The sequence below is a fragment of the Bradyrhizobium sp. WBAH42 genome (assembly GCF_024585265.1).
In the GTDB taxonomy this organism is placed as follows: Bacteria; Pseudomonadota; Alphaproteobacteria; order Rhizobiales; family Xanthobacteraceae; genus Bradyrhizobium.
This window is the reverse complement of sequence record NZ_CP036533.1, coordinates 5,463,982-5,489,456: the sequence shown is the minus strand read 5'-3', so window position 1 is coordinate 5,489,456 and position 25,475 is coordinate 5,463,982. Positions and strand designations below refer to the sequence as shown.

Below are 25,475 nucleotides of genomic sequence, written 5' to 3'. Positions count from 1 at the left end.
CGTCCGCCTCAGGTGCAATCGTAGCGGCTGCCGGCCATCTCGCGCCTGATATTCCGGTTGAAGAACTGGCCCATGGACGGCGCGCCGAGGAGGCGCTCCACCGTGTCGGCCGTCACGCCGCAATAGCGGTGATAGGCGCCGTTGCTCGCGACGATCAGGTCCTGCTGCGCACGATCGTAACAGACCCGCTGAAGCACCGTGCTGCGGGTGATGTCCCGGCACTCGAAAGTCTGGAGATCGACCAGGCGGTGTTCGCCGGTCTCGACCGCCTCCGACACGATCGGTGTGCTCGCGAGCTGTGCCAACAGAAAGATCAGGGTCCTGACCACGATCGTTGAAGCTCCGCATGAACCTGGCGACGGGACGGCAAGGCCGCCCATCCGGCACTTGAAACACGGCGAGATGATACGTCACTGGACAGATCGGGCATAGTCGCGCTAACCAGCCGAAAACCGAGCGACTTCAATATATAACCAGACCTTCTTGACGAGTAAGATTGGCTTGATGAGCAAGATTGATCCCACCGCACGGATCGCGGACGGCGCCGTGATCGGCGCGGGCACCGAGATCGGACCTTATTGCATCATCGGCCCGAACGTCGTCATCGGCGCGAACTGCAAGCTGGTCGGGCATGTGCACGTCACGGCGCAGACCACGATCGGCGATGGCTGCACCATCTATCCGTTCGCTTCGCTGGGCACGCCGCCGCAGTCGCTCAGCTATCGTGGCGAGCTGACGCAGCTCAGGATCGGCTCCGGCTGCACCATCCGCGAATCCGTGACCATGAACGCGGGGACCGTTGCCGGCGGGGGCGTCACCTCGGTTGGCGACCGCGGCTATTTCATGAACTGCAGCCACGTCGGCCACGACTGCCATGTCGGCAACGACGTGATCTTCGCGACCTCGGCAACGCTTGGCGGTCATTGCGAGATCGGCGACTTCGTGTTTATCGGCGGGCTGTCCGCCGTGCATCAGTTCACCCGCATCGGGGCGCAGGTCATGGTCGGCGGTGTGTGCGGCGTGCGCGACGACATCATTCCGTTCGGTCTGGTCAACGGCCAATATGCCGCTCTCGAAGGCCTCAATCTGATCGGCATGAAGCGTCGCAAGTTCACCAAGCAGCGGCTCGCCACCGTGCGCGCGTTCTACCAGAAGCTCTTCCATGGCCCCGGCACCTTCGCCGAGCGGCTGGAGGCGGCGCGGCCGCTCGCGGGCGAGGACCCCGCGATCGCCGAAATCCTCGACTTCATCGGCAAGGGCAAGCGCCCGCTCTGTCTTCCCGCTATCGCGAAGTGATCTTGGAGTGATCTTGGGATGGCCGCGGGCACGACATCGGCGGCTTTGCAGGTTTCGTCACCGGTCGGCATCGTCGCCGGCGGCGGCGCCATGCCGTTCGCGGTCGCCGAGTCGCTCGCCGCGCACGGCATCACGCCGGTGCTGTTTCCGCTGCGCGGGGCCTGCGATCCCCAGCGCGTGGAGAAGTTCCGCCATCGCTGGATCTCGGTCGGCCAGCTCGGCCGCGCGATGCGGCTGTTCCGCGAGGAAGGCTGCCGCGACCTGATCTTCATCGGCACATTGGTGCGGCCGTCGCTGTCCGAGATCCGGTTCGACATCAAGACGCTGCGCCTGCTCGGCAACGTCATCCGCGCTTTCCGCGGCGGCGACGATCATCTGCTGTCGGGTGTCGGGCGCATCCTCGAGCAGGACGGCTTCCGCATGGTCGGCATCAAGGACGTCGCGCCGGATCTCTTGATGCCCGAGGGCTGCATCGGCCGCGCCTGGCCGAGCGAGGCCAGCAAGACCGACATCGCGCGCGGTCGGGCGGTGCTGACCGCGCTCGGTCCGTTCGACATCGGCCAGGCTGCGGTCGTGATCGACGGGCATGTGGTGGCGGTCGAGGACATCGAGGGCACCGACGCGCTGCTCGCACGCGTCGCGCGGCTGCGCGAGGAGGGCCGCATCCGCGCCGCCACCGGACGCGGCGTGCTGGTGAAGGCGCCGAAGAGCGGCCAGGATCTGCGCTTCGACCTGCCGACGATCGGTCCGCGCACCATCGAGGGCGTCGCGGCCGCCGGCCTTGCCGGCATCGCGGTCATCGCGGGCAACACCATCGCCGCCGAGCCGCAGGCAATGATCGCGCTTGCCGATGCCAAATATCTCTTCGTCATCGGCTTGCCCGCGTGATGTCGCGTGATCCCAAGCGCAAAATCTTCCTGATCGCGACGGAGGAATCCGGCGACCGGCTCGGCAGCGCCTTGATGAAGGTGCTGCGCCAGCGCCTCGGCGACGGCGTGCAGTTCGTCGGGGTCGGCGGCCGCACCATGGCGCGCGAGGGCCTGGAATCGCTGTTTCCCATCGAGGAGCTGTCGATCGTCGGGTTTGCCGCGGTGGTGCAGCAATTGCCGAAGATCCTGCGGCTGATCCGCGAGACGGCCGATGCCGTGACCGCGGCCGCGCCCGACGTGCTCGTCATCATCGACAGCCCGGACTTTACGCATCGCGTCGCCCGCCGGGTGCGCTCGCGCAGTCCGGCGATCCCGATCGTCGATTACGTCTCGCCGCAGCTCTGGGCATGGCGGCCGGGGCGGGCGCGGACCATGCTCGGCTATGTCGACCATGTGCTCGGCCTGCTGCCGTTCGAGCCGGAGGAATACCGCAAGCTCGGCGGGCCGCCCTGCAGCTATGTCGGCCATCCCCTGATCGAGCAATTGAGCTCGCTGCGTCCGAGCGCGGAGGAGCAGAAGCGTCGCGACGGTAAGCCGCCGGTGCTGCTGGTGCTGCCCGGCAGCCGCCGCAGCGAGGTCAGGCATCATCTCGACGTGTTCGGCGCAACGCTCGGCCGCTTACGGGGTGAGGGCTGCGCGTTCGAATTGATGCTGCCGACCATGCCGCATCTCGAAGCCACCATCCGCGAGGGCGTCGCGAACTGGCCGGTCAAGCCGCAAATCGTAATCGGCGAGAACGAGAGGCGAGCTGCCTTCCGCATCGCCCACGCCGCGCTGGCGAAGTCCGGCACGGTGACGCTCGAGCTCGCGCTGTCAGGCATTCCGATGGTGACGGCCTATCGCGTCGGTGCCATCGAGGCCTTCATCCTGCGCCGCGCTATCCGCGTCTCCTCGGTGATCCTCGCCAATCTCGTGATCGGCAAGGATGTCATTCCGGAATATTTGCAGGAGGCGTGCACGCCGGAGCAGCTGGCGCCCACGCTCTCCGCGCTGCTGACGGATTCGCCGCTCCGCCGCCAGCAGGTCGAGGCCTTCGCCAGGCTCGATCAGATCATGTCGACCGGCAACAAATCGCCGAGCGTGCTCGCCGCCGACATCGTGCTCGCGACGATGCGCCAGGGCCGGCGAACGCGCTAAAAAAGTGTTCAGCCCACGAACCTGGTTTGTACGGTTTGCTGGTCCAGTTTTTCCGGTTTTGACAATGGCGCGGTCCGATGCGGATTGTCGCGGATCTCGATCATCTTGATCAGCCTGGCATTCTCCAGATCTTGAGGCTGAAAGCCGATCCCGCCGGTGCCCGCGAGCGCGAAGCAATCCACGAACTTCGTCACGCTATACTTGGGCAAGCGATAGAGGTCCGTCGCATGCAAGACGGTGGGGCGCTCCGTGACCCACTCCGCCGTACGGCCCCGCGCCGGAAATTCGATCGGAATTCCGATCGGGCCGGGAAGTGGAATCGTCGGCGCAAGGAGATCGACCGAAAGCGACTTTCCGTTTTTCGATTCATTCTTGATGAAAAAACGGACGTGGTCCTGCGCCATGACGGTCAGAACACATCTGACGTGGTCCCCCGGTTCCACCGGAAAGTTGGGAAGTGTCCACGGACCCGTATCGCGGTCACCGCGAAACCACCATTGAACCCATGCTTCCGCGGTCGGCGTCCCGACGCTGCCGTCGTTGGCGACCACGATCTTTTGCGTCGTCCCGATCTGCGGCAGCGAAGTATCGAATCGCCGATGGCCATCGATCCCGATCCAGGTCGAGCAGCGATAATCGCCCGGCGGAAACGAGTGAGCACTGGGCGTAGGGACCTCCCAGGCCCCCCACACCTGTGTGAACTGGGTGCCCTCCATCGCCGCAATACATGCGCCCGACCAATTGAAGCTGGTTTCGTGTCGGCCGGGATGGCCTGAGCCCAAACGGCCGCGGTTGACACGAAAGTCGGTCGCGGAGCCCGGGTAGATCATGGGCAGAACTTCGATAGGCTTGGAAAGAAGCCTGGCCCACAACGTCTCGGCCCGGCGTCCCGCGACCAGGGGCGGCCTGGGCGGAAGCCGGAAGAATTCGAGCTCCCGCGCATCGGCATTCAGCGCGTCGAAGTCCTTGGGCGGTGGCGGCGGTGGCAGCAATATCTGCCGACGCAGACCCGCGTTCAAATCGTCCCGCGACGGAAGCGTGTGTTGCTGGACATCACTCGCGCGCAGGATCATGGCCACTCTCCCTGCGCGGCCGTGATCAAGGCATCAAAACTCGGCACGGAGGTCTTGTTGATCAAGATCGTGTAGATGTCGCCGGCCAATCCCACGCCGGCGTCCGTGTCACTCTGGTAGTGGAGACCGGCGATCTGGCGGTTTCGCGCAATCCGACCGGCGAGCACGGTGAGATCATCCGCCATCGGCTGCACCGACGCTGGTAGGACCAACTTCAGGCAGCGCGCGATCAAATGCGCTTGAGTCGCGTGCCCGCTGGGATAGGACGCGTGGCCGGGAACCTGAATCGGCGGCAACAGCGCAGGGCAGATTTGCGATGGCCGTGGCCGTTTGTGGTAGCCTTTCCAATGCATCGCGACCTGGAGCGCGATCAGGCTTGCGGTCGCTATCACGCGACAGGTGTTTGGATGCGAGTTCGGCGTGACGTTGAGAAGCGCCATGAAGTAGCTCAGAAACTCCTCGTTCTGCGCAAAAATCTCGCCGAGCGCATCCGCCCGCTCGTCTTTGGCCATTGTTACGAGCGTGTCGATCTCGGCTGCTGTGTTTGCATTGGGTGCGGCGACCGTGATCGAGCTCCATCCGCCGTGAATGGCGAATTCGGCCAGCAGGCGCCAGGCGTACCAGTCCGGGGTCCAGCTCCGGTCCGGAAACTCGGTGACGGTGGTGCGGTTGGTGCTGACGCCCGTTTCCGTAATGAACGGCAGGTCCACGCGATCCGGAAAGATCCAACCGCCGCCGCCCGAGCCTGCATTGGCGACGTTTCCCGCATTCCCAGCGTTACCTGCGTTTCCCGCATTCCCGGCGTTGCCTGCCATCGCAGCCTCCCAATGATTTGCCGCCTATCGCTTGCTTAAAACTCAGTCTGGAAATCCTGCCGCCTTGAGCCGCTGTCGAAGATTGTCGCGGGTGGCCGCGTTGAGCGGCGTGCGGTCCGCCCAGGCCTGTAAATGGAAATTCGGATCGATCAGCATATGGCGTTCCGCGATCTGGCGCGCGTCCACAAACTTTCCGATGGCCACCAGGCTGGCTGCGAGGATGCGGAAGTTCGAGGTGAAACGCTCATTATGCTTCGCCGCTCGCCAACCGCAGGCGGCCGCTTCATCGAAATTGCCGTTGATGTAGTGCGCCTGGGAAAGCAGGTGCTCGTGCCAGAACACGTGTGAATCCAGGGGCGACAAGCGCAGGCCGTGTTCGGCGCGCAAGACCGCGGTTGGGCCCTCGCCGAGATAGCCGCAGGTCGCACTGCTCATCGTCCACGCCATGGCCGAATTGGGTCCGACCGTGATCGCCCGGTCCAACAGGCGGGTTGCTGTCTCGAAATCCTTGAACAGATACGAATGCACGTGACCGTCGATTGCCAGAGCGAGCGCATCGTTGCCATCGCGCTCGATTGCCCTGGACGCATTGCGCGACGCCTCCATGCTATCGGCAGCGGCATCGGTGGACCAGCCCTGGCCGACCCTGAACATGTACCAGTACGCGAGGTATGAATAGGCCGGCGCATAGTTGGGGTCATGCGTGACGGCCTGCTGCAGCAATCCGCGCGCCCGCGAGAACGAGTCGTAGTCCATACGGTATAGATAGCTCAACGCCTGGAGAACCAGATCGTAGGCCGTCAAATTCTGCGGATGCTTGCGCAGAGCCCGTGCACGCTCCCACTCGCGAACATGTGGAGCGATGGTCGTGACCACGCGCGTCGAGATTTGCTCCTGCAGTGCGAACAGCTCGCTGAGCTCGCCTTCATGACGATCGGAGTAGATGATGTTGCCCGACTCGGTGTCATTGAGCTCGGTATTGATACGCAGCCGCCCGCCGGAGCGGCGAACGCTGCCGTAGAGCACATAGCGCACGCCCAGCTCGCGACCGATGGCGCGGACATCGATGATCTCGCTGCCATAACCCAGCGTCGACCCGCGCGATATCACGAACAGCTCCTTCAGCGCGGAGAGCGCGTGAATGATTTCGTCGACAATCCCTTCGGCAAAATAGGCATCATCCTGACTGGCAAGATTGCGGAATGGCAGAACGACAATCGATGGACGTCCCTGCGCTCTGACCGGACTATCTGCCACCGGATGCGGTGAACGATCGATGCGCAGCCCGAACGCTTTGACGGGGCGCGACAGATTTCGCAGATGCAGATCGCCGAAGTCGACGACGGAGACGCCGGCCTGCTCACTGATCTGATCCGCGACGGCACCTGAGACGACGATGCCGCCGGGCTCGGAGTAGGTCTGAAGCCGAGCGGCGATGTTCACCCCATCGCCATAAATATCTTCGCGTTCAAAGATCGCGTCGGCAACGTTGATCCCCATCCGGAGACTGATGAACCGATGTTCCGGTTCTTCCGCCGACATCGCATTGGCGCCGTGCTGAATTGCAAGCGCACATTGGGAGGCGTCATTTGCGCTGTCAAAAACCGCAAGAAAACCGTCTCCGGTGTTCTTGATCACCTGGCCCCTGTACTTCGCGATCGTCGGGTCGATAGTGGTTGCGCGCAGCAAGAGGACCCGCTTGTGGGTATCTTCCTCGTCCGCTTCCATTAATCGGCTATAACCCACGATGTCGGCCGCGAGCACGGCCACCAGCTTGCGCTGACCAGGAATAACCTCTCGCGAGGCGTCCGGCCCTACAAGCGGGTCGGGTCTTGGGCTGGCATCGGGTTCACGGGGGAAGGCCATGGTGTATCCGTGGTCACTCTGATGCGTGGGTCCGTGCCGCCGCTTGGACGCTGTTCCCTTAGCTAAGCCTGTTTTTCCAGGTTTCACAAGCCGCGGTTGTTTCGCGCAACTGGATCAATCCTCGTTTTCGCAACCAGCCCGTGAACAACGGTCGAGGCAGATCCCGTGTATGTCGGCAAAAACGGCACCGGCCTATGGCGCGTAAGTCACGGTACGGTCGATGCCAATCCGGCTCCTCTCGGCAGATGTGGGTGAGAGCCCTGCGTGCACGCCGGAGAAGCTGGCGCCGGCGCTCTGTGCACTGCTGACGGATGCGCCGCGCCGCCGACTTGCGACGGCTCAACGGAAGTCATTCGGCTTGGCCGCGACCGGCGGCTCTTCCGAAGGCAGACTAAAGTGAAACACGGCCCCCCGTGGTTCATTCGCACCGGTCCAAAGTCGACCTCCGTGCGCCTCGATGATCGATCGGCAAATCGACAAGCCCATGCCGGTCCCGTCCGGCTTGGTGGTGTAGAAGGGCTCGAACACGCGGTCAACGATTGCGACGTCAAGTCCAGGTCCGGTATCCCGTATGCCGACAACGACGAGATTTGATGCATTTGCGGCCGTGCTGATCCGCAGCTCTCGTCCGCCAACGTCGACGCAGTTCATTGCCTCGATCGCGTTGAGGATCAAATTGAGAACCACCTGTTGCAGCTGAACGCGATAGCCCTTCACGAGCGGCAAGCCCGAAGCGAGGTCGGTCTGGATCGAGACATCATGTTTGATCAGCTCGCTACGGGCTATGGTGATCACGTCCAGGATTGCACCATTGACATCGACGCTCTCCTTCGGCGCCGGAGCTTTCTTGATCAAGGAACGGATCCAACTGATGATCTCGCCGCCTCGCTTGGCTTCTGCAACAATGGATATGAGCGCCTGCTGTGCCTTTTCGAAATTCGGAGATTGTGTTCCCAGCCAGTTCAGTGCGGCCTCTGCGTCGCAGAGCACCGCGGTGATTGGTTGGCTTAATTCGTGTGTCACCGAAGCCGTGACCTGGCCCATTGCCGCGGCGCGATTGGCGTGTGTCAGTTCAGCCTGCATCTCGCGCAACGCCTCGGCGGTTCGCTTGCGTTCGGTGATGTCGCGGCTCAGGCAAATGATCCGGGACTGTCCGCCTACGCAGAATTCCCGCATACGAACTTCGACGGGAAACACAGTGCCGTCCCTTCGGAAATAGCGCCTCTCGAGCGTAGCGATGCCGCCGGTCTTGAGACGCTCGCGGTTGCGACGCCAAATCGTTTCATCCATCTCAAGATCGAACAAGGCCGCACTTGCCCCAACCAGTTCGGTCCGGCTGTAGCCGAGACTTTCGCAGGCATTCCGATTTACATCGAGAACGCGACCATCTTCACTGTGCAGCATGAACGTATCGGCCGCGTGGTCCACGAAGGTACGGAAACGGGCCTCGCTCTCGATCAGCGCCTGTTCGGCGCGCTTGCGCTCCGTGATGTGGCGCCCCACACCGCGGTAACCCACGAAGTTCCCTGTCTCGTCGAAGATGGGCAGCCCAGAGACGGAAATATAGCGCTTGCCGCCGTCGGGCGTCGGCCGCGCGAGCTCGAAATCGCGAAACGGGAGGTGAGCGTCGAGTATCTCCCGGTGTTTGCGCCAGCCATCTGCGTCAGGTTCGAGATACGGGACCTCCCATCGTGTCCTGCCGATCTCGGAGACCGGCGGCTCGGGAAGCGTCTCGGCGAACTCCTGGCGGATGAAGCGATGCTGCGCGTCCGTTTCCCAGTACACATCAAAGGAGAATTGCACCAGCGTGCGAAAGCGCTCCTCGCTCTCGCGCAGTGCCTCCTCGGGGCGCTTGCGCTCACTCGACATCGAGCGCGACCGGCGGCGCTTGAATCGCATGTTGCATGATCATCTCTTGCTCACGCGTGATGAATTAATCGACCGATTGTCGTACCGGATTGCGTCCCGTCCCAGAGTTGCCCAAGATTGATCAGGAACATGCCTTTGGCGACTATACTCCCGTATACAGGGCTTCTGTATAGCGATGTGACGCGGGACCGCGCTCGCCGAAGGGCGCTTGTAACCAGTCCAGGCCTAAGCTGGGGCCGGAATTCCGCAGCGCAGCAGTCTCCCGCCTTGTCGAGGTGTGCTATCATTTTGGTCAGCGTGCGGAGGCATGGCAGTGAGGCGACGCGAGCTCATTACTCTGCTGTGCGGCGCGGCGGTCTCGCCGCTGGCGGCGCGCGCGCAGCAAGCGGCGAGACCGCCGCTGCTGGCGATGTTCCATCCGGCAATCCCCCCGACGCTTCTGACTGAAACGGGCGGGGGCAGCGCATGGCGTGCCTTTTTCGGTGAGTTGCGCCGTTTGGGTTACGTAGAAGGACAAAATCTGATCATCGAGCGCTACTGGGCCGAGGGGCGCCACGACCGTTATGCCGATGTGGTCCGTGAAATCGTGGCTCGCAATCCGCATGTCATCGTCACCGGAACGAATCCCGTCGTAACCATGTTCAAGGCGGCAACCAGTACGATACCGATTGTTGCTTTCATGCTGGACCCGCTGCAGGCGGGGCTGGTGACCAATCTGCAGCGGCCCGGCGGCAACCTCACCGGCATCACGCTTGATGCCGGCATCGAGATCTGGGGCAAGCGGCTGGAGTTCTTGAAAGAAGCCATTCCTTCGATGCAGAAGGCCGTATTTCTGGGGATGCGCGGCGGATGGGAAGGGTCTGTCGGCCAAGTCTTGCGAAATGCCTCCGCGCGTCTGGGAATCTCACTGGCTTTTGTCTTCCCGCAGGAGGGGAAGCCGTCGGAGATTGAGCGTGTCTTCGATGCGATATCGGAGCAACGGCCGGATGCCGTGCTGGTGAGCGGAGAGGGTGATCTTTACGCCAACCGCCAGCTCATCGCCGAGCTCGCCATGAAAAAACGCCTGCCGACGATATGTCCGTACCGCGATTACGTCGAAGCCGGCGTACTGATGGGTTATGCTCTCAATCTCGCGGAGCTGTTCAGGCAGTTGGCCGATGACGTGCACAAAGTCGTGAAAGGAGCCAAACCGGGTGACATTCCGATTTATCAGGCGACCAGATTTGAACTTCTAATCAATCTGAAGACGGCAAAAGCATTCGCCATGACCCTTCCCCCGGCGCTGCTTGCCCGCGCCGACGAGGTGATCGAATAATTTTGCTATTGATGGCCCCACCCGAACTGCCTTGAGCAGTGGAAAGGGGCCGTTCCCTGGGGAGAACCGGACCTGACGCGTCGAGCGGCGGACCGCCGCTGGTGACCCGGAAGGCGATTTGGTCGGCGGCCGATCGACACGCTAAGTCCAGGACCGAATGCGAATGGTGAGATGGCCATTTCCGGCCGCCACTCGCCATCACCAGGTATTCTATTTCGGAGTGCTGGTCTGGCCACCCGAACCCGTGGTCTGTTCACTTCCCGGTCGTCCCGGAGGATGCGCAGAAGCGGCCGGCTTGTCTTGATCGGCAACGTATCCGGACTCTCCGGAGTTGCGGGTCTTGATCCCTTTGTCGGCATCGCGCTGCATCTGCTCGTTGGGCTGGCCAGCCTTGAGCCCTTGGTCTACATCGCGGTTCATCTCCTCCTTGGTTTGCTCACTGGGTGCAGCCTTTTGCTGTTGGGCCGTTGCTTGGAAGGCAATTGCGCTCCCGGCAACTACAATCAATGCGAGAATTGCTGTTCGCATGGTTCTCCTCCATCGCTTGCTCCGGCCCCTAAACGCGCGAACTCCCCAAGGTTTCCTAGCTCTCCAATCGCATTGTCGAAAATCACATCTTGCGATCAGGTGGGCTGCGCTCAAGGCGCCGATTGGCCCAGCGGCATGCATTGACGTGTGTGTTTGACGTCTCACTCGGACAGCAATGCGGACCCGAAACGATTTTTATGAGCACACGCCCTAGGCAAGTCCGCCGTCGACCCGAAAACACTGGCTGGTGATGCGCTGGCTTTCGTCGGAGGCGAGGAATAGCGCCATGTTGGCGATGTCCTCGGGCGTCACCGCATCCGGAACGGCCTGGCGCGAGCGGATCTCGGCGATGACCCGATCGTCCGGATACCACAGCCGGCGCTGGCGTTCGGTGATCACCATGCCCGGCGCGATCGCGTTGACCCGAATGCGGTCGGGACCGACCGACCGCGCCAGCGAGTTCGTGATGCCGACGATCGCCGCTTTCGCCGCGGCATAGACCGGCAGCGCCGGCGCGCCGCGCATCCAGGCGATCGACGACATGTTGATGATCGAGCCGCCGCCGCGCGCCTGCATCTGCGGCACCACCGCTTGCGCTGCGAAGAAGACGTGCTTGAGATTGACGCCGATCATCCAGTCGAACTCGGCCGGCGTCACCTCGGCGAGAACCTGGCGCTGATCGTTGGCGGCGTTGTTGACGAGAACGGCGGCGTCGCCAAGCGAACGGTGCGCCTCCGCCATCGCGCTGCGCAGGGAATCGATGTCGAGGAGATCGCAGGGCACGAACAGCGGCGCGGTCCCGGACGAGGCCGCGATCTCCCGCACCAGGGCTTCGCCGGCGTCCTTGTCGATGTCGAGGAAGGCGATCCGGGCGCCCTGGGTCGCAAAGGCGCGAACGAAGGCGGCGCCGATGCCGCTGGCGCCCCCGGTGATCAACACCACGCGGCCGGCAAGGCTTGAATAGGTCGTCTTCGTCATGCGATCAGGCGCTCCGTCTCGGGGTCGAACAGGCAAATGCGGCGGGTGTCGAGCGCGAAGGCGGCGGACGTGCCGGGCGCGGGGCGGATATCCGGCGAGACCCGCGCCATCGCGGGCTCGCCCCCGAGCCGCAGCAACACCATGGTCTCGGCACCTGTCGGCTCGACCAGCTCCACCGGCGCCTCGACGAGGACAGGCGCTTCGCTGGAAAACGTGCGGCTGCCCTCGGCGATGCATTCCGGCCTGATTCCGAACACCACCTTGCGCCCGAGAAAGGGTGCTGCGGCGTCATATCCCCTCAGGCGCAGACGAAGCTCGTCGGGCCGTCCTGCGCCGATCACGACGACCGGCCCGTCATTTTCGGCCTCGAGCCGCGCCGGTATGGTGTTCATCGGCGGCGAGCCCATGAAGCGTGCGACGAACAGATTGGCCGGATAGCGGTACACGGTGTCGGGGTCGGCGAATTGCTGCACGCTGCCCTGATGCATCACGGCGATCCGCGTCGCCATCGTCATCGCCTCGATCTGGTCGTGGGTGACATAGACGATGGTGGCGCCGATGCGCTGGTGCAGGCGCTTGATCTCCATCCGCATCTCGACACGCAGCTTGGCGTCGAGATTTGAGAGCGGCTCGTCGAACAGGAAGAGCAGGGGATTGCGCACCAGCGCGCGCCCCATCGCCACGCGCTGACGCTGGCCGCCGGACAATTGCGACGGCTTGCGGCCGAGCAGCGGCTCGATCTGGAGCAGTTTTGCGACATTCGCGACCGCAGCGTCCTGCTCGGCCTTGGGAACGTGACGGCATTCCATCCCGAAGGTGATGTTCTGGCGCACCGTCATCGAGGGATAGAGCGCGTAGGACTGGAACACCATGGCGATGTCGCGATCTTTCGGCGCGACATCGTTGACGACGCGGCCGCCGATCTCGATCGTCCCCGCGCTCGGGCGGTCGAGCCCGGCGACGATGTTGAGCAGGGTGGACTTGCCGCAGCCGGACGGGCCAACCAGCACGGTGAACTCGCCGCTCTCGATGTCGAGCGCGATGTCCTTCAGCACTTCCAGATTGGCGTAACGCTTGGAGAGGGCGCGAATGCTCAGTGCTGCCATGACAACTCCATCATTTCACGGCCCCGGCAGTCAGGCCGCGGACGAAGTACTTGCCGCCGAACAGATAGATCAGCAAAGTCGGCAGGGCTGCGATGATCACCGCGGCGCTCTGCACACCTTGCTTGGGGATATCTGCGACTGGGGTAGACAGTGCGATGAGCGCGGCCGTCACGGGCTGCTGCTGGCCGGTCGTGAAGGTCACGCCATAGAGGAATTCGTTCCAGATATGGGTGAACTGCCAGATCACCGTGACGATCAGGATGGGTGCCGAGAGCGGCAGGATGATGCGCCAGAAGATGCGGAAGAAGCCGGCGCCATCGATGCGTGCGGCCCGGATCAGCTCGTGCGGAATGGCGATATAGTAGTTGCGGCAGAACAGCACCGTGAAGGACAGCCCCTGGATGGTGTGGATCAGCACGAGGCCCGTCAGCGTGTTGATCAGCCCGATGTCCCGCAACACGATCGTCCAGGGCAAGAGGCGCATCTGCTGGGGCAGGAAGAGGCCAAGGGTGACGATGCCGTAGATCCAGTTATCGCCCCGAAAGCGCCAGAGTGATATGGCGTACCCTGCAATAGCGCCGAGCAGGGTCGAGATGATCGTCGCAGGAATCGTGACGAGCGCGGAGTTGATCATATAGGGCCGGATGCCGGCGCAGGTCTCGGCAACGCAAAAGCCGCTCCAGGCCAGGGCATAATTGCCAAACGCCCAGTGTTGCGGCCAGCCGATCATCGAGCTCTGCGCGATCTCCTCATTGGTCCGGAGCGAGTTCAGAATGACGACGACCAGCGGCGCGAGGTAGGCGGCCGCGAACAAGGTTACGATCAGATAGATCAGAGCGCGGCTTGGGGCGAAGCTTCGGTCACGCATGGGCCGCCCGCCGTTGCCGGACATAGCGCCACGCCGCATAAGGGAGCAGCACCGCGAGCAGAATGAGCAGCATCAGCACCGCCGCAGCCGCGCCCCGGCCGAGCTGGCTGCGTTGGAACATCAAATCATAGACAACAAGCGCCGGCAGCTGGGTCGCGATTCCTGGCCCCCCGTTGGTGAGGGCGCGGACGAGGTCGAAGGCCGAGATCGCAAACTGCAACTGGACAACGATGACCGTGACGGTGATCGGCCAAAGCGTCGGCAGAATGACGCGCCAATAGGTTCGGATTGGCCCGGCACCGTCGATCTGTGCCGCCTTGAGAATCTCGGAATCGACGGAGCGGAGGCCGGCCAGGAAGAGGGCCATGGCAAAGCCCGAGGATTGCCAGATCGCGGCGATGACAATGGTCCAGATCGCCATGTCGCGGTTGACCAGCCAATCGAACTTGAAGGTCATCCAGCCGAGATCATGGACGAGCTTCTCGATCCCGATGCCGGGATTGAGCAGCCAGCTCCACACCGTGCCTGTGACGACGAACGACACGGCCATGGGATAGAGGAAGATGGATCGCAGCACGTTCTCGCCGCGAATGCGCTGATCGAGCAGGATCGCGAGCAAGAGACCGGTAATCAAGCTGAGCAGCACGAAAGCACTGCCGAACAGCAGTAGATTGTCGAAGGCAATCTGCCAATTTCGCGACGCCAGGACCGAATTGTAGTTGCGCAAACCAACCCAGCCCGTAACGGGAACAAGGGTGGAGGGCGTAAACGAAATCCAAATGGTCCATAGCGAAAAGGAGATGAGGTGCGCTGCGGATAACAGCAGCGGCACCCAGATCATCAGAAATTCGGGCAGCCGGCGCACCATCTCCGGGGTCGCCGCCCGGCTCGGCCGTGTTGCTGTCGAGACGACGTCGGTCAACGTGCGCCCTCGACGGCGTCGGCGAGGCGGCTGACGGCCTCCTCCGGCTTGATCGTCTTGTTCTTCACATATTCAGTGATGACGTCGATCATCGCCGCGGTCAGGCCGTTTTCCTGGGCCATGTTGTGCGCGAGGCTCAGGACGGCCTGATTGTTGCCCATGGCATTCTTCAATGCGGCCGCGGTTGTCCGTTGACCATCCGACCAGCCCTCGCCGGACAGGTCGACATCGGTACGCACGGGGATCGATCCCGTGATTTGCGAATACATGGTCTGGATCGCCGGATCCATCACGAGCTGGGCCATCAACATCTGGCCGGCCTGGAGATCGGCCTCCTTGCGCTGCCAGAAGATGAAGGCATCGGCATTCAACAGGAAGACAGGCTTGCCGTTGTCACTGGGGCCGGGGGTGATGACGTAGTCGTCAAACTTGAAGCCGGCGTTTTTCAATACGCCCTGGGCCCAGCCGCCCATGATCAGCATGCCCATGTCGCCGTCGACGAAGCGCTTCAAATTGGTGGCATAGGGCTGGACGCCGACATTGGGATCACACCAGTTGGAGATCTTGCGCGTCTGCGCGAAGGCTGCCTTCATCTCAGGGCCCTCCAGCGCCTTCTTGTCGAGATTCATGCAGGCGGCGCGGTATGCCGTCGGGCTGATGCCGGCCAGGGACGCCTCGAATTTCTGCCCGTCGTCGGCGCGGGTGCCGCCGTTGGCGATGGGGTAGGCCATGCCGGCCGACTTCATTTTCTCGGCAAGGTCATTGAAGTCAGCCCAGGTGACCGGGATCTTGTCGGCCTTGGCCTTGTCCATTCCGCGCTTGGAGAGAAACAGCATGTTTGTGCTGTAGATCTGTAGCGGCAGTGCAATCCACTTGCCGGTCGGCTTGTGCAGCTTTGCAAGGTCCGGCGCAACGACCTTCTCGTAGCCGGCAGCCGCGACCACGGCGTCGAGGTCGACAGTCGGCGCGATCTTCGACCAGGCCGCGATCTCGGGGCCCTTGAGTTGCGAACAGGCCGGCGGATCGCCGGCAATGATCTGCGCACGCAACTTGTTCATCATGTCCGTGGTGAAGCCGGGGACGGGCGAGTGCTGCCAGACGCCGCCTTTCTCCTCGAACTTCTTGCCGAGCGCGGTGATGGCGGCGCCGTCGCTGCCGGCGGACCATTGCGAGATTGCGGTGAGGCGCGGCTTGACTGCGCCTTGCGCGCGGGCAAGGTGCGGAAATGCGAGCGCGGCAGCAGATCCCGCGAGCAGACGACGCCTTGTTGTTGTGATCGGCATGGCAGTTCCTCCCGGTGTGAAGTTGCTTACGCCATTTTTGGCGCTGTTGTTGGCGTGCGCGAGCCGCACGCGGCTTAAGTCATTCAGGCGGCCTCCGTCGATGCGGATGGCATGCCGCCAGATCTCGCCAGGCAAAACGCGGCGAAGGCGAGCGCAGCCTGCGGATCGTTGCCGGTCGACGGCGGCACGAAGGCGACGGAGACCTGCGCCAATTCGCGTCCGCCGAGCAGGCAGGCGTCGATCCCGTCGATCACGGCCTTTCGCTCCTTCTCGGCGAGCAGCGATGGCCAGCCGCTGACGACTACGCCGCGGCATGGTTTGACGTTCAATGTGTTGCCGATGGCGAGACCAAGCCGGAACAGCCGCTGGCGCAATTCCTGGCGCACCCTGGACGTGAGAGGAATCGCGGTCACCCAATCATGGCCGAGCTGTAGCAATTCTGCTTCCGTCATATGCAGCAGCTCGGCCAGCGCCGGCAGCGACGTATAGGCTTCGACGCAGCCATGATGACCGCAGCGGCAGCGGGGGCCGTCGGTGCCGAACACCATGTGGCCGAGCTCGACCGGGTCGAGCGCGTCATCTTCGCTAGGATCATCCACCCAGGCGCCGGCGACGCCCTGGCCGACGAACACGAACAGATGTGGATCGCTAAAGGGATAGTCCTCGTTACGGCAACGATGAAAGGCGGCGTGCGCCACCACCGAATTGGTGAAGGCAACAGGCACGCCCGCGAACATCTCGCCGAACATGCTGCTGATACGTTCGACGTCACAGGGAATGATCGGATTGCCTGATACGCTGAGACGGCCGAGGCCCGGAACGGTCGCGCCGATCTGCGCTAGCCTGATGCGGCGCCGCCGTGTCCAGTCGTGCAGCAAGGCCAGTGCCTCGCGAAAGACATCGCCAACGGAGTCGACCGTCGGCTTCTTCGGCAGCGGCACGCGCTCGGTGTAATGCAGTTCGCCGGAAAGACTGCCAACGCCGACGCCGAGCCATTGGCCAGTCAGCTCCAGAGCCCCAAGCGCCACCGCGCCGTCGAGCGACACGAGGCCGGTCGGGCCACCAACGTAAGGGGCAGGGCGCCGCACTTCCTCGATCAGGCCTTCGGCCTTCAAGTCAAGCAGGATGCGCGACAGGCTCGCTTCCGACAGGCGCACGGCCTTGGCCAGTGGCGGACGAAACGAGCCGCCCGACTGAAGCAGATGAGTCAAAATGGCAGCGCGCGTCTGCCGCCGACTTCTCGGCTGCTCCGGCATTTCCATCCCTGTCGTCATTCTTACTTAGTGTAAGAATTTGCGCGCGAAGCGTTTCGGCTGTCAAGCGCTGGCTGGCGCGATGATCCGACTTGTTGTTGTGCGCGGCAGCAACCGGTTTCGTAGGGTGGGCAAAGCGAAGCGTGCCCACGACTTCCTATCAGTCGCGAGAGAGTGGTGGGCACGCTGCGCTTTGCCCACCCTACAAGGCTGTCTCGCAAACGAAAAGACGGCGCCATCCTGCGATGGCGCCGTTTCGAAAAGGCGTGATGGCCGATTGTTACCGCTTGTCGATCGGAACGTAATCGCGCTTGGCGACGCCGGTGTAGAGCTGGCGCGGGCGGCCGATCTTCTGCTGGGGATCCTCGATCATCTCGCTCCACTGGCTGATCCAGCCGACGGTGCGGGCGACCGCGAACAGCACGGTGAACATCGAGACCGGGAAGCCCATCGCCTTCAGCGTGATGCCCGAATAGAAGTCGACGTTCGGGTAGAGCTTGCGGTCGATGAAGTACTGGTCGCTGAGCGCGATCTTCTCGAGCTCCATCGCCACCTTCAGCATCGGATCGTCGCCATGGCCGGTCTCCTTGAGCACGGCATGACACATCTTCTGCATGATCTTGGCGCGCGGATCGTAGTTCTTGTAGACCCGGTGGCCGAAGCCCATCAGGCGGACTTCGGAGTTCTTGTCCTTCACCTTGGCGATGAACTCGGGGATCTTGTCGACCGTGCCGATCTGATAGAGCATGTTCAGCGCGGCCTCGTTGGCGCCGCCATGGGCCGGGCCCCAGAGGCAGGCGATGCCGGCCGCGATGCAGGCGAATGGGTTGGCGCCCGAGGAGCCGGCGATGCGCACCGTCGAGGTCGAGGCGTTCTGCTCGTGATCGGCGTGCAGGATGAAGATCTTCTCCAGCGCATCGGCGAGCACCGGGCTGACCTTGTAGTCTTCGCAGGGCACCGCGAAGCACATGTTCAGGAAGTTTTCGGCGAAACCGAGCGAGTTCTTCGGATAAACGAAGGGCTGGCCGACGGTGTACTTGTAGGCCATCGCGGCCAGCGTCGGGATCTTCGCGATCATGCGCATGGAGGCGATCATGCGCTGCTTCGGATCGTTGATGTCGGTGGAGTCGTGATAGAACGCGGCGAGAGCGCCGACGGCCGCAACCATGATCGCCATCGGATGGGCATCGCGGCGGAAGCCCTGGAAGAAGCGGGCCATCTGCTCGTGCACCATCGTGTGATGGGTCACGCGGTAGTCGAAATCCTTCTTCTGCGCGGCGGTCGGCAGGTTCCCGTAGAGCAGGAGGTAGCAGGTCTCCAGGAAGTCGCCGTGCTCGGCGAGCTGCTCGATCGGGTAGCCGCGGTATTCCAGCACGCCCGCGTCGCCGTCGATATAGGTGATCTTGGACTGGCAGCTCGCGGTCGAGGTGAAGCCCGGATCGTAGGTGAACAGGCCGGACTGGCCGTAAAGCTTGCCAATATCGATGACGTCAGGCCCGACGCTGCCGCTGAGGATCGGGAGATCGAAATTGTTGTTTCCGACCGTCAGCGTCGCGGTCTTTGGGCTTGGTTTTGCGTCCATCAGAGGTCCCCGATGTGTGGTGAAACGGGCCGGAGCCGGAGGCCCCCAGGGCGACCATGGGGGCAGGCCGGATGTTCCAGAATGTGGGGGAGATGGGTATATTATTGCTATGTGCGCTGCAAGATCGCCGCACGCATGGTCGACTTACGTCGTAGCCTGATCCTTGAGCCGGGCGAGGCTTTCCTGGCGGCCCAGCACGTCCAAAACCTCAAATATGCCGGGCGACGTCGTCCGTCCGGTGAGCGCCGCCCTGAGCGGCTGGGCGACCGCGCCGAGCTTGAGACTATTTTCCTCCGCAAAGGCGCGTAGCGCGGCCTCGGTGGTGGCGCCGCTCCACGTCTCGACTTTCTCCAGCGCGGAATGAAGCTGGCCGATCAGCTTGCGGTTCTCGGGCGTCAGTAGCGCCTCCGCCTTGGGATCGAGCGCCAGCGGCCGGTCGGCGAAGATGAAATGGGCGCCGTCGATCAGCTCGATCAACGTCTTGGCACGCTCCTTGAGGGCCGGCATGGCCTTGAGCAGCTGCGCGCGCGTGGTGTCGTTTAATTTGGCCTTAATCTCGTCGCGGCTCGGCACGATGTGGTCGAGCACGTCCTCGAACATCTTCACGAGTGATTGATCGTCGGCGTGACGGATGTAATGGCCGTTGAGGTTTTCCAGCTTGGCGAAATCGAAGCGGGCGGCGGCGCGGCCGACGCTGGCGAGATCGAACGCTTCGATCATCTCCTCGGTCGAGAAAATCTCCTGGTCGCCGTGGCTCCAGCCGAGCCGGACGAGGTAGTTGCGCAGCGCAGCCGGCAGGTAGCCCATGGCGCGGTAGGCATCGACGCCGAGCGCGCCGTGCCGCTTGGACAGTTTCGAGCCGTCCGGGCCGTGGATCAGGGGGATGTGGGACATGCTCGGCAGCGCCCAGCCCATCGCATCGTAGATCTGCTTCTGCCGGGCGGCGTTGATCAGGTGGTCGTCGCCGCGGATCACATGGGTGACGCCCATGTCGTGGTCGTCGACCACCACCGCGAGCATATAGGTCGGGTTGCCGTCGCCCCGCAGCAGGACCAGATCGTCGAGGTTCTCGTTCTGCCAGACCACGCGGCCCTGGACCTGGTCCTCGATCACGGTCTCGCCGGTCTGCGGCGCGCGCAGGCGGATGGTGGGCTTGACGTCGCTCGGAGCCGCCGCGGGGTCGCGGTCGCGCCACATGCCGTCATAGAGGCGGGTGCGGCCTTCCGCCCGCGCCTTCTCGCGCATGGCGGCGAGCTCCTCGGCGGTGGCGTAGCAGCGGTAGGCCTTGCCGTCGGCCAGCAGCTGCTCGGCGACCTCGCGGTGTCGGGCGGCGCGGGCGAACTGGTAGATGACCTCGCCGTCCCAGCCGAGCTCGAGCCACTTCAGCCCGTCGAGAATGGCGCCGATCGCCGCCTCCGTGGAGCGTTCGCGGTCGGTGTCCTCGATCCGCAGCAGCATCTTGCCGCCGTGCTTCTTGGCAAAGAGCCAGTTGAACAGCGCCGTGCGGGCGCCCCCGATATGGAGGAAGCCGGTCGGCGAGGGAGCGAAGCGCGTGACGACGGAATCGGACATTCTTGGCAGGGCCTATGCATTGGAGGCGGTGGTGTATAGCAGGAACGGGACATAACTAAAGGGCGACGGCGGACCTGACAGGCCTTGCTTAAGCTCTTGGCGCGGCCACGCGAATTTGGCAGAAGAACCGCTGATTTCCCTACAGGATTTTCGTAATGACAGAACCGGTGGCAGCTGAGGTTGGGCGCGATTTCATTCGTGACATCATCCAGGCCGACCTCGACCAGGGCAAATACAAGGAGATCGTGACCCGGTTCCCGCCGGAGCCGAACGGCTATTTGCATATCGGGCACGCCAAGTCGATCGCACTCAACTTCGGCATCGCCCAGGAGTTTCCGGGCCGCTGCCACCTGCGCTTCGACGACACCAATCCGGTCAAGGAAGAGCAGGAATATATCGATTCCATCCAGGCCGACGTGCGCTGGCTCGGCTTCGACTGGGGCAAGAACCTGTTTTTCGCCTCGGACTATTTCGACCGCCTGTATGAATGGGCGGAGCAGCTGATCCGCGACGGCCTCGCTTATGTCGATGACCAGACCCAGGAGGAGATCCGCCTCTCGCGCGGCACGCTGACCGAGCCCGGCAAGAACTCGCCGTTCCGCGACCGCTCGGTGGAGGAGAATCTCGACCTGTTCCGCCGCATGAAGGCCGGCGAATTCCCCAACGGCGCGCGTGTGCTGCGGGCCAAGATCGACATGGCCGCGGGCAACATCAACCTGCGCGACCCCGTGCTGTACCGCATCCTGCATGCGCACCATCCGCGCACCGGCAACGCATGGTGCATTTATCCGAGCTACGACTATGCCCACGGCCAGTCGGACGCGATTGAAGGCATCACGCATTCGATCTGCACGCTGGAGTTCGAGGACCACCGGCCGCTCTACGACTGGTTCATCGAGAAGCTGCCGGTGCCGTCCAAGCCGCACCAGTACGAGTTCGCGCGCCTCAACCTGACCTACACGCTGCTGTCCAAGCGCGTGCTGACGCAGCTCGTCCGCGAGGGTCATGTCGCCGGCTGGGACGATCCGCGCATGCCGACCATGGCGGGCATGCGCCGCCGCGGCGTGCCGCCGGCCGCATTGCGCGAATTCGTCAAGCGCATCGGCGTCGCCAAGGCAAACAGCGTCGTCGATGTCGGCATGCTGGAGTTCTGCATCCGCGAGGAGCTGAACCGCACGGCGCAGCGGCGCATGGCAGTCTTGAGGCCGCTCAAGGTCGTGATCGAGAATTATCCGGAAGGACAGACCGAGGAGCTCGAGGCGATCAATCATCCGGACGACGCTAGCGCCGGCACGCGCAAGATCACGTTCGGCCGCGAGCTCTATATCGAGCAGGACGATTTCATGGAGAACCCGCCGAAGAAGTTCTTCCGCCTGTCGCCGGGCAACGAGGTGCGGCTGCGCTACGCCTATTTCGTCAAGTGCACCGGCGTGATCAAGAACGACCAGGGCGAGGTGGTGGAGCTGCGCTGCACCTATGATCCCGCGACCAAGGGCGGCAACGCGCCCGACGGCCGCAAGGTCAAGGCGACCATGCACTGGCTGCCGGCGGCGACGTCGAAGCCGGCGGAGATCCGCATCTACAACCAGCTGTTCGCCAATCCGAGCCCGGACGCTTCGAACTTCGCGGCCGATCTCAACCCGAACTCGCTCGAGATCCTCGCCGATGCGCGGGTCGAGGCGTCCGTTGCGGAGAGCAATTCGACCGAGCCGATGCAGTTCGAGCGCCAGGGCTATTTCGTCCGCGACAAGGACTCGACGCCGGGCAAGCCGGTGTTCTCGCGCACGATCGGCTTGCGCGATACGTTCGCCAAGGAAGTCGCGAAGGGCTGAGGCGAGGGCATGAGCAGCGAAGCCGACGCCATCGTTTCCGCCATCATCGCGAAATGGTGCGTCGGCTTCGCGACGCTCGATGCGACCGCGCTGTCCTCGCTCTATGCGAAGAACGCGTTCTTCTTTGGCTCGAACCCAAAACTCTATCGGGGCAGGGACGGCGTTGCCGATTATTTCAACGGCCTGCCGCGCTGGCGCAGGCCGAGCGCGACCTTCTCCGACGTGTACGCCGCGCAGGCCGGCCCTGACCTGATCAACATGGCCGCGATCATCACGTTCGATCTCGCCGGCGAGCGGGACGATCTCGTCGTCAAGATGAGCTGGGTCATCATCCGCGAGGAAGGCGACTGGAAGATCGTCAATCACCACGCCTCGTCGCAGGCGCCGCTGATTTAGCGGTCGTTCCATCAGTGTCGTCATTCCGGGGCGCGCCACTCGGCGCGAGCCCGGAATCCATACTCACGATGGTGGTTATGGATTCTCAGATGCGCAATTGCGCATCATAGCTCGCGACTTCGTCGCGCCCCGGAATGACGATTGAAACGAACGCGCGCCTGCCGCGTTGGCCGCGATCCCAACCAAGGATCCCGCCATGCAGAACATCGCAGAGCATATGGAAGTCATCGGCGCCGACGGTGTCCATGTCGGCACCGTCGACAGGGTAGAGGGCAACCGCATCAAGCTGACCAGGAAGGACAGCGGCGAGGGCAGCCACAAGGGCCACCATCATTTCATCGACAAGGGCCTCGTTGCCGATGTTGAAGGCAACAAGGTGCGGCTGTCCGCCAAGGCGGACGTCGCCGTGACGATGGAAGAGGAAAAGTAGGGCGCTCCGTCGCCCGTTCCCGATCTGTACCGCTATTCGCGCAGCCGCACGGTCCGGTAGCCTCCGCACCCGTCGCGTATCGCAAGGTGCAGGGGAATGGCGGAGCCGGGGCGGCCAGGACGCTCCCAGGGAGTTGCCGGGACGTGGCCGGTCGGCCGCGCCGCCCCGGCCGGCGGCTTTGCGCCGGCGGGGTTTGGCATCTGGCCGGCCATCGTCGAAATGCTGCGCCAGTGGGCGCGCGCCGAGGCCGGGCCAGGCCGGCTGTTGCCGTGGGTGCCCGTCGCCTTTGGCGGCGGCATTGCGCTTTATTTCGCCGCCGATCATGAGCCGGTGCTGTGGGTGGTTGCCGCGACGGCCATCGCGCTGATGCTCGGCGCGGTGTTGCTCCGGCGGAGCCGGCTGTTTGCGCCTGCGATCATGATCGCGGCGGTCGCCGCCGGATTTGCCATGGCGACCTGGAAGACGGCGCGCGTCGCCCATCCCGTGCTCGCCAAGCCGCTTTATTCGGTGTCGCTGTCGGGCTTCGTGGAAGCGCGCGACATTCGCGAGCGTACCGATCGCTTCGTGCTGCGCGTCAGCGCGATGGAGGCGCAGCGCGGCGACGTCAAGCTCGAGCGCGTCCGCCTCTCGGTGCGCAAGGGCACGGCGCCCGAAGTCGGCAGCTTCGTGCAATTGAAGGCGCGGCTGCTGCCGCCGATCTCGCCGGTGCGGCCCGGCAGCTATGATTTCTCGCGCGACATGTTCTTCCAGAGCATCGGTGCCTCCGGCTTCGTAATGGGCGCGATCACGGCGTCCAGGCCGCCGGATGCCGGCGGCCTGCGGCTGCGCTATGCCGCCTTCATGCAGGGCCTGCGCGATGCGATCGACGCGCGCATCCGCGCAACGCTCGAAGGCGACAACCGGGCGATCGCAACGGCGCTGCTCACGGGGCGGCGCGATGCGATCACCGCGCCGGTCAACGATGCCATGTTCGTCTCGGGGCTCGGCCATGTGCTGTCGATCTCCGGCTACCACATGGCGGTCGTCGCCGGCGTCGTCTTCTTCGCGGTGCGCGCGCTGCTGGCCTTGATCCCGGGGCTGGCGGCCGGCTTTGCCATCAAGAAATGGTCGGCGGCCGCTGCGCTGGTCGCGGCGGCGTTCTACCTGTTGCTGTCGGGCGCGGAAGTCGCGACGCAACGATCGTTCTTCATGACGGCAGTGGTGTTGATCGCCGTCATGGTCGATCGCCGCGCCATCACCTTCCGCACGCTGGCGGTGGCGGCGCTGATCGTGCTCGCGGTCGCGCCGGAGGCGCTGGTGCATCCGAGCTTCCAGATGTCGTTTGCGGCAACGCTCGGGCTGGTCGCGCTGGTGCAGATCGGCATGCCGAACCTGCTCGCCTCACCCGATCATTCCGCGACGGCGCGGATCGCGCTGTGGGGCGGCCGCGAGATCGCGATGCTGTTCCTGGCCTCGCTGATCGCGGGGCTCGCGACCACGCCATATGCCGCCTTCCACTTCCATCGCGTGACGCCATACGGCGTCATCGCCAATCTCGGCGCCATGCCGGTGGTGTCGGCGCTGGTGATGCCGGCCGGGCTGCTCGGACTGCTCGCAGCGCCTTTCGGGCTCGACGGCGTGTTCTGGTGGTTGATGGGAATCGGCATCGAGTGGATGGTCCTGGTCGCGCGCTGGGTGGCGGCCCTGCCGGGCGCCGTCGGCCGCATTCCGGCGTTCGGGATCGCGCCGCTGATCGCGGCGAGCCTCGGGCTCATCGTGATGGGCCTGTTGCGCACGCCCTTGCGCTGGTCCGGCGCCCTGGTGCTGCTGGCGGCGATCCTCTGGGGGCTGTCGGTGCGCCAGCCTGATGTCCTGATTGCCGGGGATGGTGCGAGCGTCGCGGTCCGGGGCGCGGATGGGCGCTTGCAAGTGATCCGCGCCAGCAAGGACAGCTTCCTGCTGAAGGAGTGGCTGGCCGCCGATGCCGATCCGCGTGATGCCGGCAACGCCTCGTTGGCGAGCAGCGCGTCATGTGACGAGTCCGGTTGCGTGGCGCCGCTCGCGGACGGACGGCTGATCGCGTTGGCGACGCGCATCGACGCGCTGGCCGATGATTGCAGCCGCGCCGCGCTGGTGGTGACGGCGCGGCCCGCGCCGCCCGACTGCGCGGCGATGGTCGTCGATCGGGCGCGTCTTGCCAGTCAGGGCGCGCTGGCTCTGACGCGAAGCGGAGAGGGTTTTTCGGTGCAGGCGGTGAGGGCGAGAGGGGCAAGCCGTCCTTGGCTGCCGGCCGGCGCCGGCGAGGGGGATTTCGACGGCAGCCTCGTGCCGAAGACGGCCGTGCCTCGCAACCGGGACGCAACGCCATCGGAGGCCGACTTGCAGGCCGACGATTGAAGATCGATGCGGGGAAAATCGGTCCGACGGGATCCCGCAGGACGCAAAC

The 25,475-nt window shown here is 63.9% G+C and carries 22 protein-coding genes; 8 read left to right on the top strand and 14 right to left on the bottom strand.

Annotated features, from left to right (window positions below; all coding sequences use genetic code 11):
* Positions 1-8 precede the first annotated feature (8 nt).
* Positions 9-329, bottom strand: coding sequence for a KTSC domain-containing protein (locus DCG74_RS25695; RefSeq protein WP_172783581.1), 321 nt, complete (start codon positions 327-329; stop codon positions 9-11).
* A gap of 175 nt (positions 330-504) precedes the next feature.
* Here DCG74_RS25695 and lpxA point away from each other — a divergent pair, with 175 nt between their 5' ends.
* The 3 genes from lpxA to lpxB are packed head-to-tail and all read left to right on the top strand — an operon-like array spanning position 505 to position 3,362.
* Positions 505-1,296 carry an acyl-ACP--UDP-N-acetylglucosamine O-acyltransferase gene (gene lpxA / locus DCG74_RS25690; RefSeq protein ID WP_172783582.1) on the top strand — a complete coding sequence of 264 codons (792 nt, stop codon included), beginning with the start codon at positions 505-507 and terminating at the stop codon, positions 1,294-1,296.
* 18 nt (positions 1,297-1,314) lie between these two features.
* The gene (locus tag DCG74_RS25685; RefSeq protein ID WP_172783583.1) at positions 1,315-2,184 is read left to right on the top strand and encodes an LpxI family protein; all 870 of its coding nucleotides are present in this window, start codon (positions 1,315-1,317) and stop codon (positions 2,182-2,184) included.
* On the top strand, positions 2,184-3,362 hold the full coding sequence (gene lpxB / locus DCG74_RS25680) for a lipid-A-disaccharide synthase (RefSeq protein ID WP_172783584.1): 1,179 nt from the start codon (positions 2,184-2,186) through the stop codon (positions 3,360-3,362). Before DCG74_RS25685 ends, lpxB begins: the two co-directional genes overlap by 1 nt.
* Before the next feature lie 8 nt (positions 3,363-3,370).
* Here lpxB and DCG74_RS25675 read toward each other — a convergent pair whose 3' ends face one another.
* From DCG74_RS25675 to DCG74_RS25660, 4 genes are all read right to left on the bottom strand, one after another.
* Positions 3,371-4,435: a G1 family glutamic endopeptidase gene (locus tag DCG74_RS25675; RefSeq protein ID WP_172783585.1), complete on the bottom strand. Its 1,065-nt coding sequence runs from the start codon at positions 4,433-4,435 to the stop codon at positions 3,371-3,373.
* On the bottom strand, positions 4,432-5,250 hold the full coding sequence (locus DCG74_RS25670) for a phosphatase PAP2 family protein (RefSeq protein ID WP_172782857.1): 819 nt from the start codon (positions 5,248-5,250) through the stop codon (positions 4,432-4,434). Before DCG74_RS25670 ends, DCG74_RS25675 begins: the two co-directional genes overlap by 4 nt.
* Before the next feature lie 42 nt (positions 5,251-5,292).
* Positions 5,293-7,116, bottom strand: a complete 1,824-nt coding sequence (locus DCG74_RS25665) for an adenylate/guanylate cyclase domain-containing protein (RefSeq protein ID WP_172783586.1) — start codon at positions 7,114-7,116, stop codon at positions 5,293-5,295.
* 339 nt (positions 7,117-7,455) lie between these two features.
* Positions 7,456-9,015, bottom strand: a complete 1,560-nt coding sequence (locus DCG74_RS25660) for a PAS domain-containing sensor histidine kinase (RefSeq protein WP_172783587.1) — start codon at positions 9,013-9,015, stop codon at positions 7,456-7,458.
* Between the two features lie 283 nt (positions 9,016-9,298).
* On the opposite strand from DCG74_RS25660, the gene DCG74_RS25655 reads away from it, so the two are divergent.
* Positions 9,299-10,300, top strand: a complete 1,002-nt coding sequence (locus tag DCG74_RS25655) for an ABC transporter substrate-binding protein (RefSeq protein ID WP_172783588.1) — start codon at positions 9,299-9,301, stop codon at positions 10,298-10,300.
* A gap of 210 nt (positions 10,301-10,510) precedes the next feature.
* On the opposite strand, the gene DCG74_RS25650 is transcribed toward DCG74_RS25655, so the two are convergent.
* From DCG74_RS25650 to gltX, 9 genes are all read right to left on the bottom strand, one after another.
* The gene (locus DCG74_RS25650; RefSeq protein WP_172782858.1) at positions 10,511-10,828 is read right to left on the bottom strand and encodes a hypothetical protein; all 318 of its coding nucleotides are present in this window, start codon (positions 10,826-10,828) and stop codon (positions 10,511-10,513) included.
* Between the two features lie 210 nt (positions 10,829-11,038).
* Entirely contained in the window at positions 11,039-11,806 is a 768-nt protein-coding gene (locus tag DCG74_RS25645; protein WP_172783589.1) for an SDR family NAD(P)-dependent oxidoreductase, read from the bottom strand.
* Positions 11,803-12,912, bottom strand: coding sequence for an ABC transporter ATP-binding protein (locus DCG74_RS25640; protein ID WP_172783590.1), 1,110 nt, complete (start codon positions 12,910-12,912; stop codon positions 11,803-11,805). The genes DCG74_RS25645 and DCG74_RS25640 overlap by 4 nt, the downstream gene beginning before the upstream one ends.
* Positions 12,913-12,922: 10 nt before the next feature.
* Entirely contained in the window at positions 12,923-13,780 is an 858-nt protein-coding gene (locus tag DCG74_RS25635; RefSeq protein WP_172783591.1) for a carbohydrate ABC transporter permease, read from the bottom strand.
* Complete coding sequence (locus tag DCG74_RS25630; RefSeq protein WP_172783818.1) at positions 13,773-14,648, bottom strand: carbohydrate ABC transporter permease; 876 nt, start codon at positions 14,646-14,648, stop codon at positions 13,773-13,775. Before DCG74_RS25630 ends, DCG74_RS25635 begins: the two co-directional genes overlap by 8 nt.
* A 50-nt stretch (positions 14,649-14,698) precedes the next feature.
* Positions 14,699-15,985 (bottom strand): ABC transporter substrate-binding protein, encoded by a 1,287-nt coding sequence (locus DCG74_RS25625; protein WP_172783592.1) that lies wholly within the window; start codon positions 15,983-15,985, stop codon positions 14,699-14,701.
* An 83-nt stretch (positions 15,986-16,068) separates the two neighbouring features.
* Positions 16,069-17,247, bottom strand: a complete 1,179-nt coding sequence (locus DCG74_RS25620; RefSeq protein ID WP_172783819.1) for an ROK family transcriptional regulator — start codon at positions 17,245-17,247, stop codon at positions 16,069-16,071.
* A gap of 271 nt (positions 17,248-17,518) precedes the next feature.
* A complete protein-coding gene (gene gltA, locus DCG74_RS25615) occupies positions 17,519-18,820 on the bottom strand; it encodes a citrate synthase (RefSeq protein WP_172783593.1) in 1,302 nt (433 codons plus the stop codon).
* Between the two features lie 144 nt (positions 18,821-18,964).
* Positions 18,965-20,392 carry a glutamate--tRNA ligase gene (gene gltX, locus DCG74_RS25610; RefSeq protein WP_175421768.1) on the bottom strand — a complete coding sequence of 476 codons (1,428 nt, stop codon included), beginning with the start codon at positions 20,390-20,392 and terminating at the stop codon, positions 18,965-18,967.
* 155 nt (positions 20,393-20,547) lie between these two features.
* On the opposite strand from gltX, the gene DCG74_RS25605 reads away from it, so the two are divergent.
* The 4 genes from DCG74_RS25605 to DCG74_RS25590 all read left to right on the top strand — a co-directional run bounded on the left by DCG74_RS25605 (position 20,548) and on the right by DCG74_RS25590 (position 25,426).
* Positions 20,548-22,224 carry a glutamine--tRNA ligase/YqeY domain fusion protein gene (locus tag DCG74_RS25605; protein WP_172783595.1) on the top strand — a complete coding sequence of 559 codons (1,677 nt, stop codon included), beginning with the start codon at positions 20,548-20,550 and terminating at the stop codon, positions 22,222-22,224.
* Between the two features lie 9 nt (positions 22,225-22,233).
* On the top strand, positions 22,234-22,620 hold the full coding sequence (locus DCG74_RS25600; RefSeq protein WP_172783596.1) for a nuclear transport factor 2 family protein: 387 nt from the start codon (positions 22,234-22,236) through the stop codon (positions 22,618-22,620).
* Between the two features lie 196 nt (positions 22,621-22,816).
* A complete protein-coding gene (locus tag DCG74_RS25595) occupies positions 22,817-23,050 on the top strand; it encodes a DUF2171 domain-containing protein (RefSeq protein ID WP_172783597.1) in 234 nt (77 codons plus the stop codon).
* Positions 23,051-23,146: 96 nt separating this feature from the next.
* Positions 23,147-25,426, top strand: coding sequence for a ComEC/Rec2 family competence protein (locus tag DCG74_RS25590; protein ID WP_172783598.1), 2,280 nt, complete (start codon positions 23,147-23,149; stop codon positions 25,424-25,426).
* Positions 25,427-25,475: the final 49 nt, after the last annotated feature.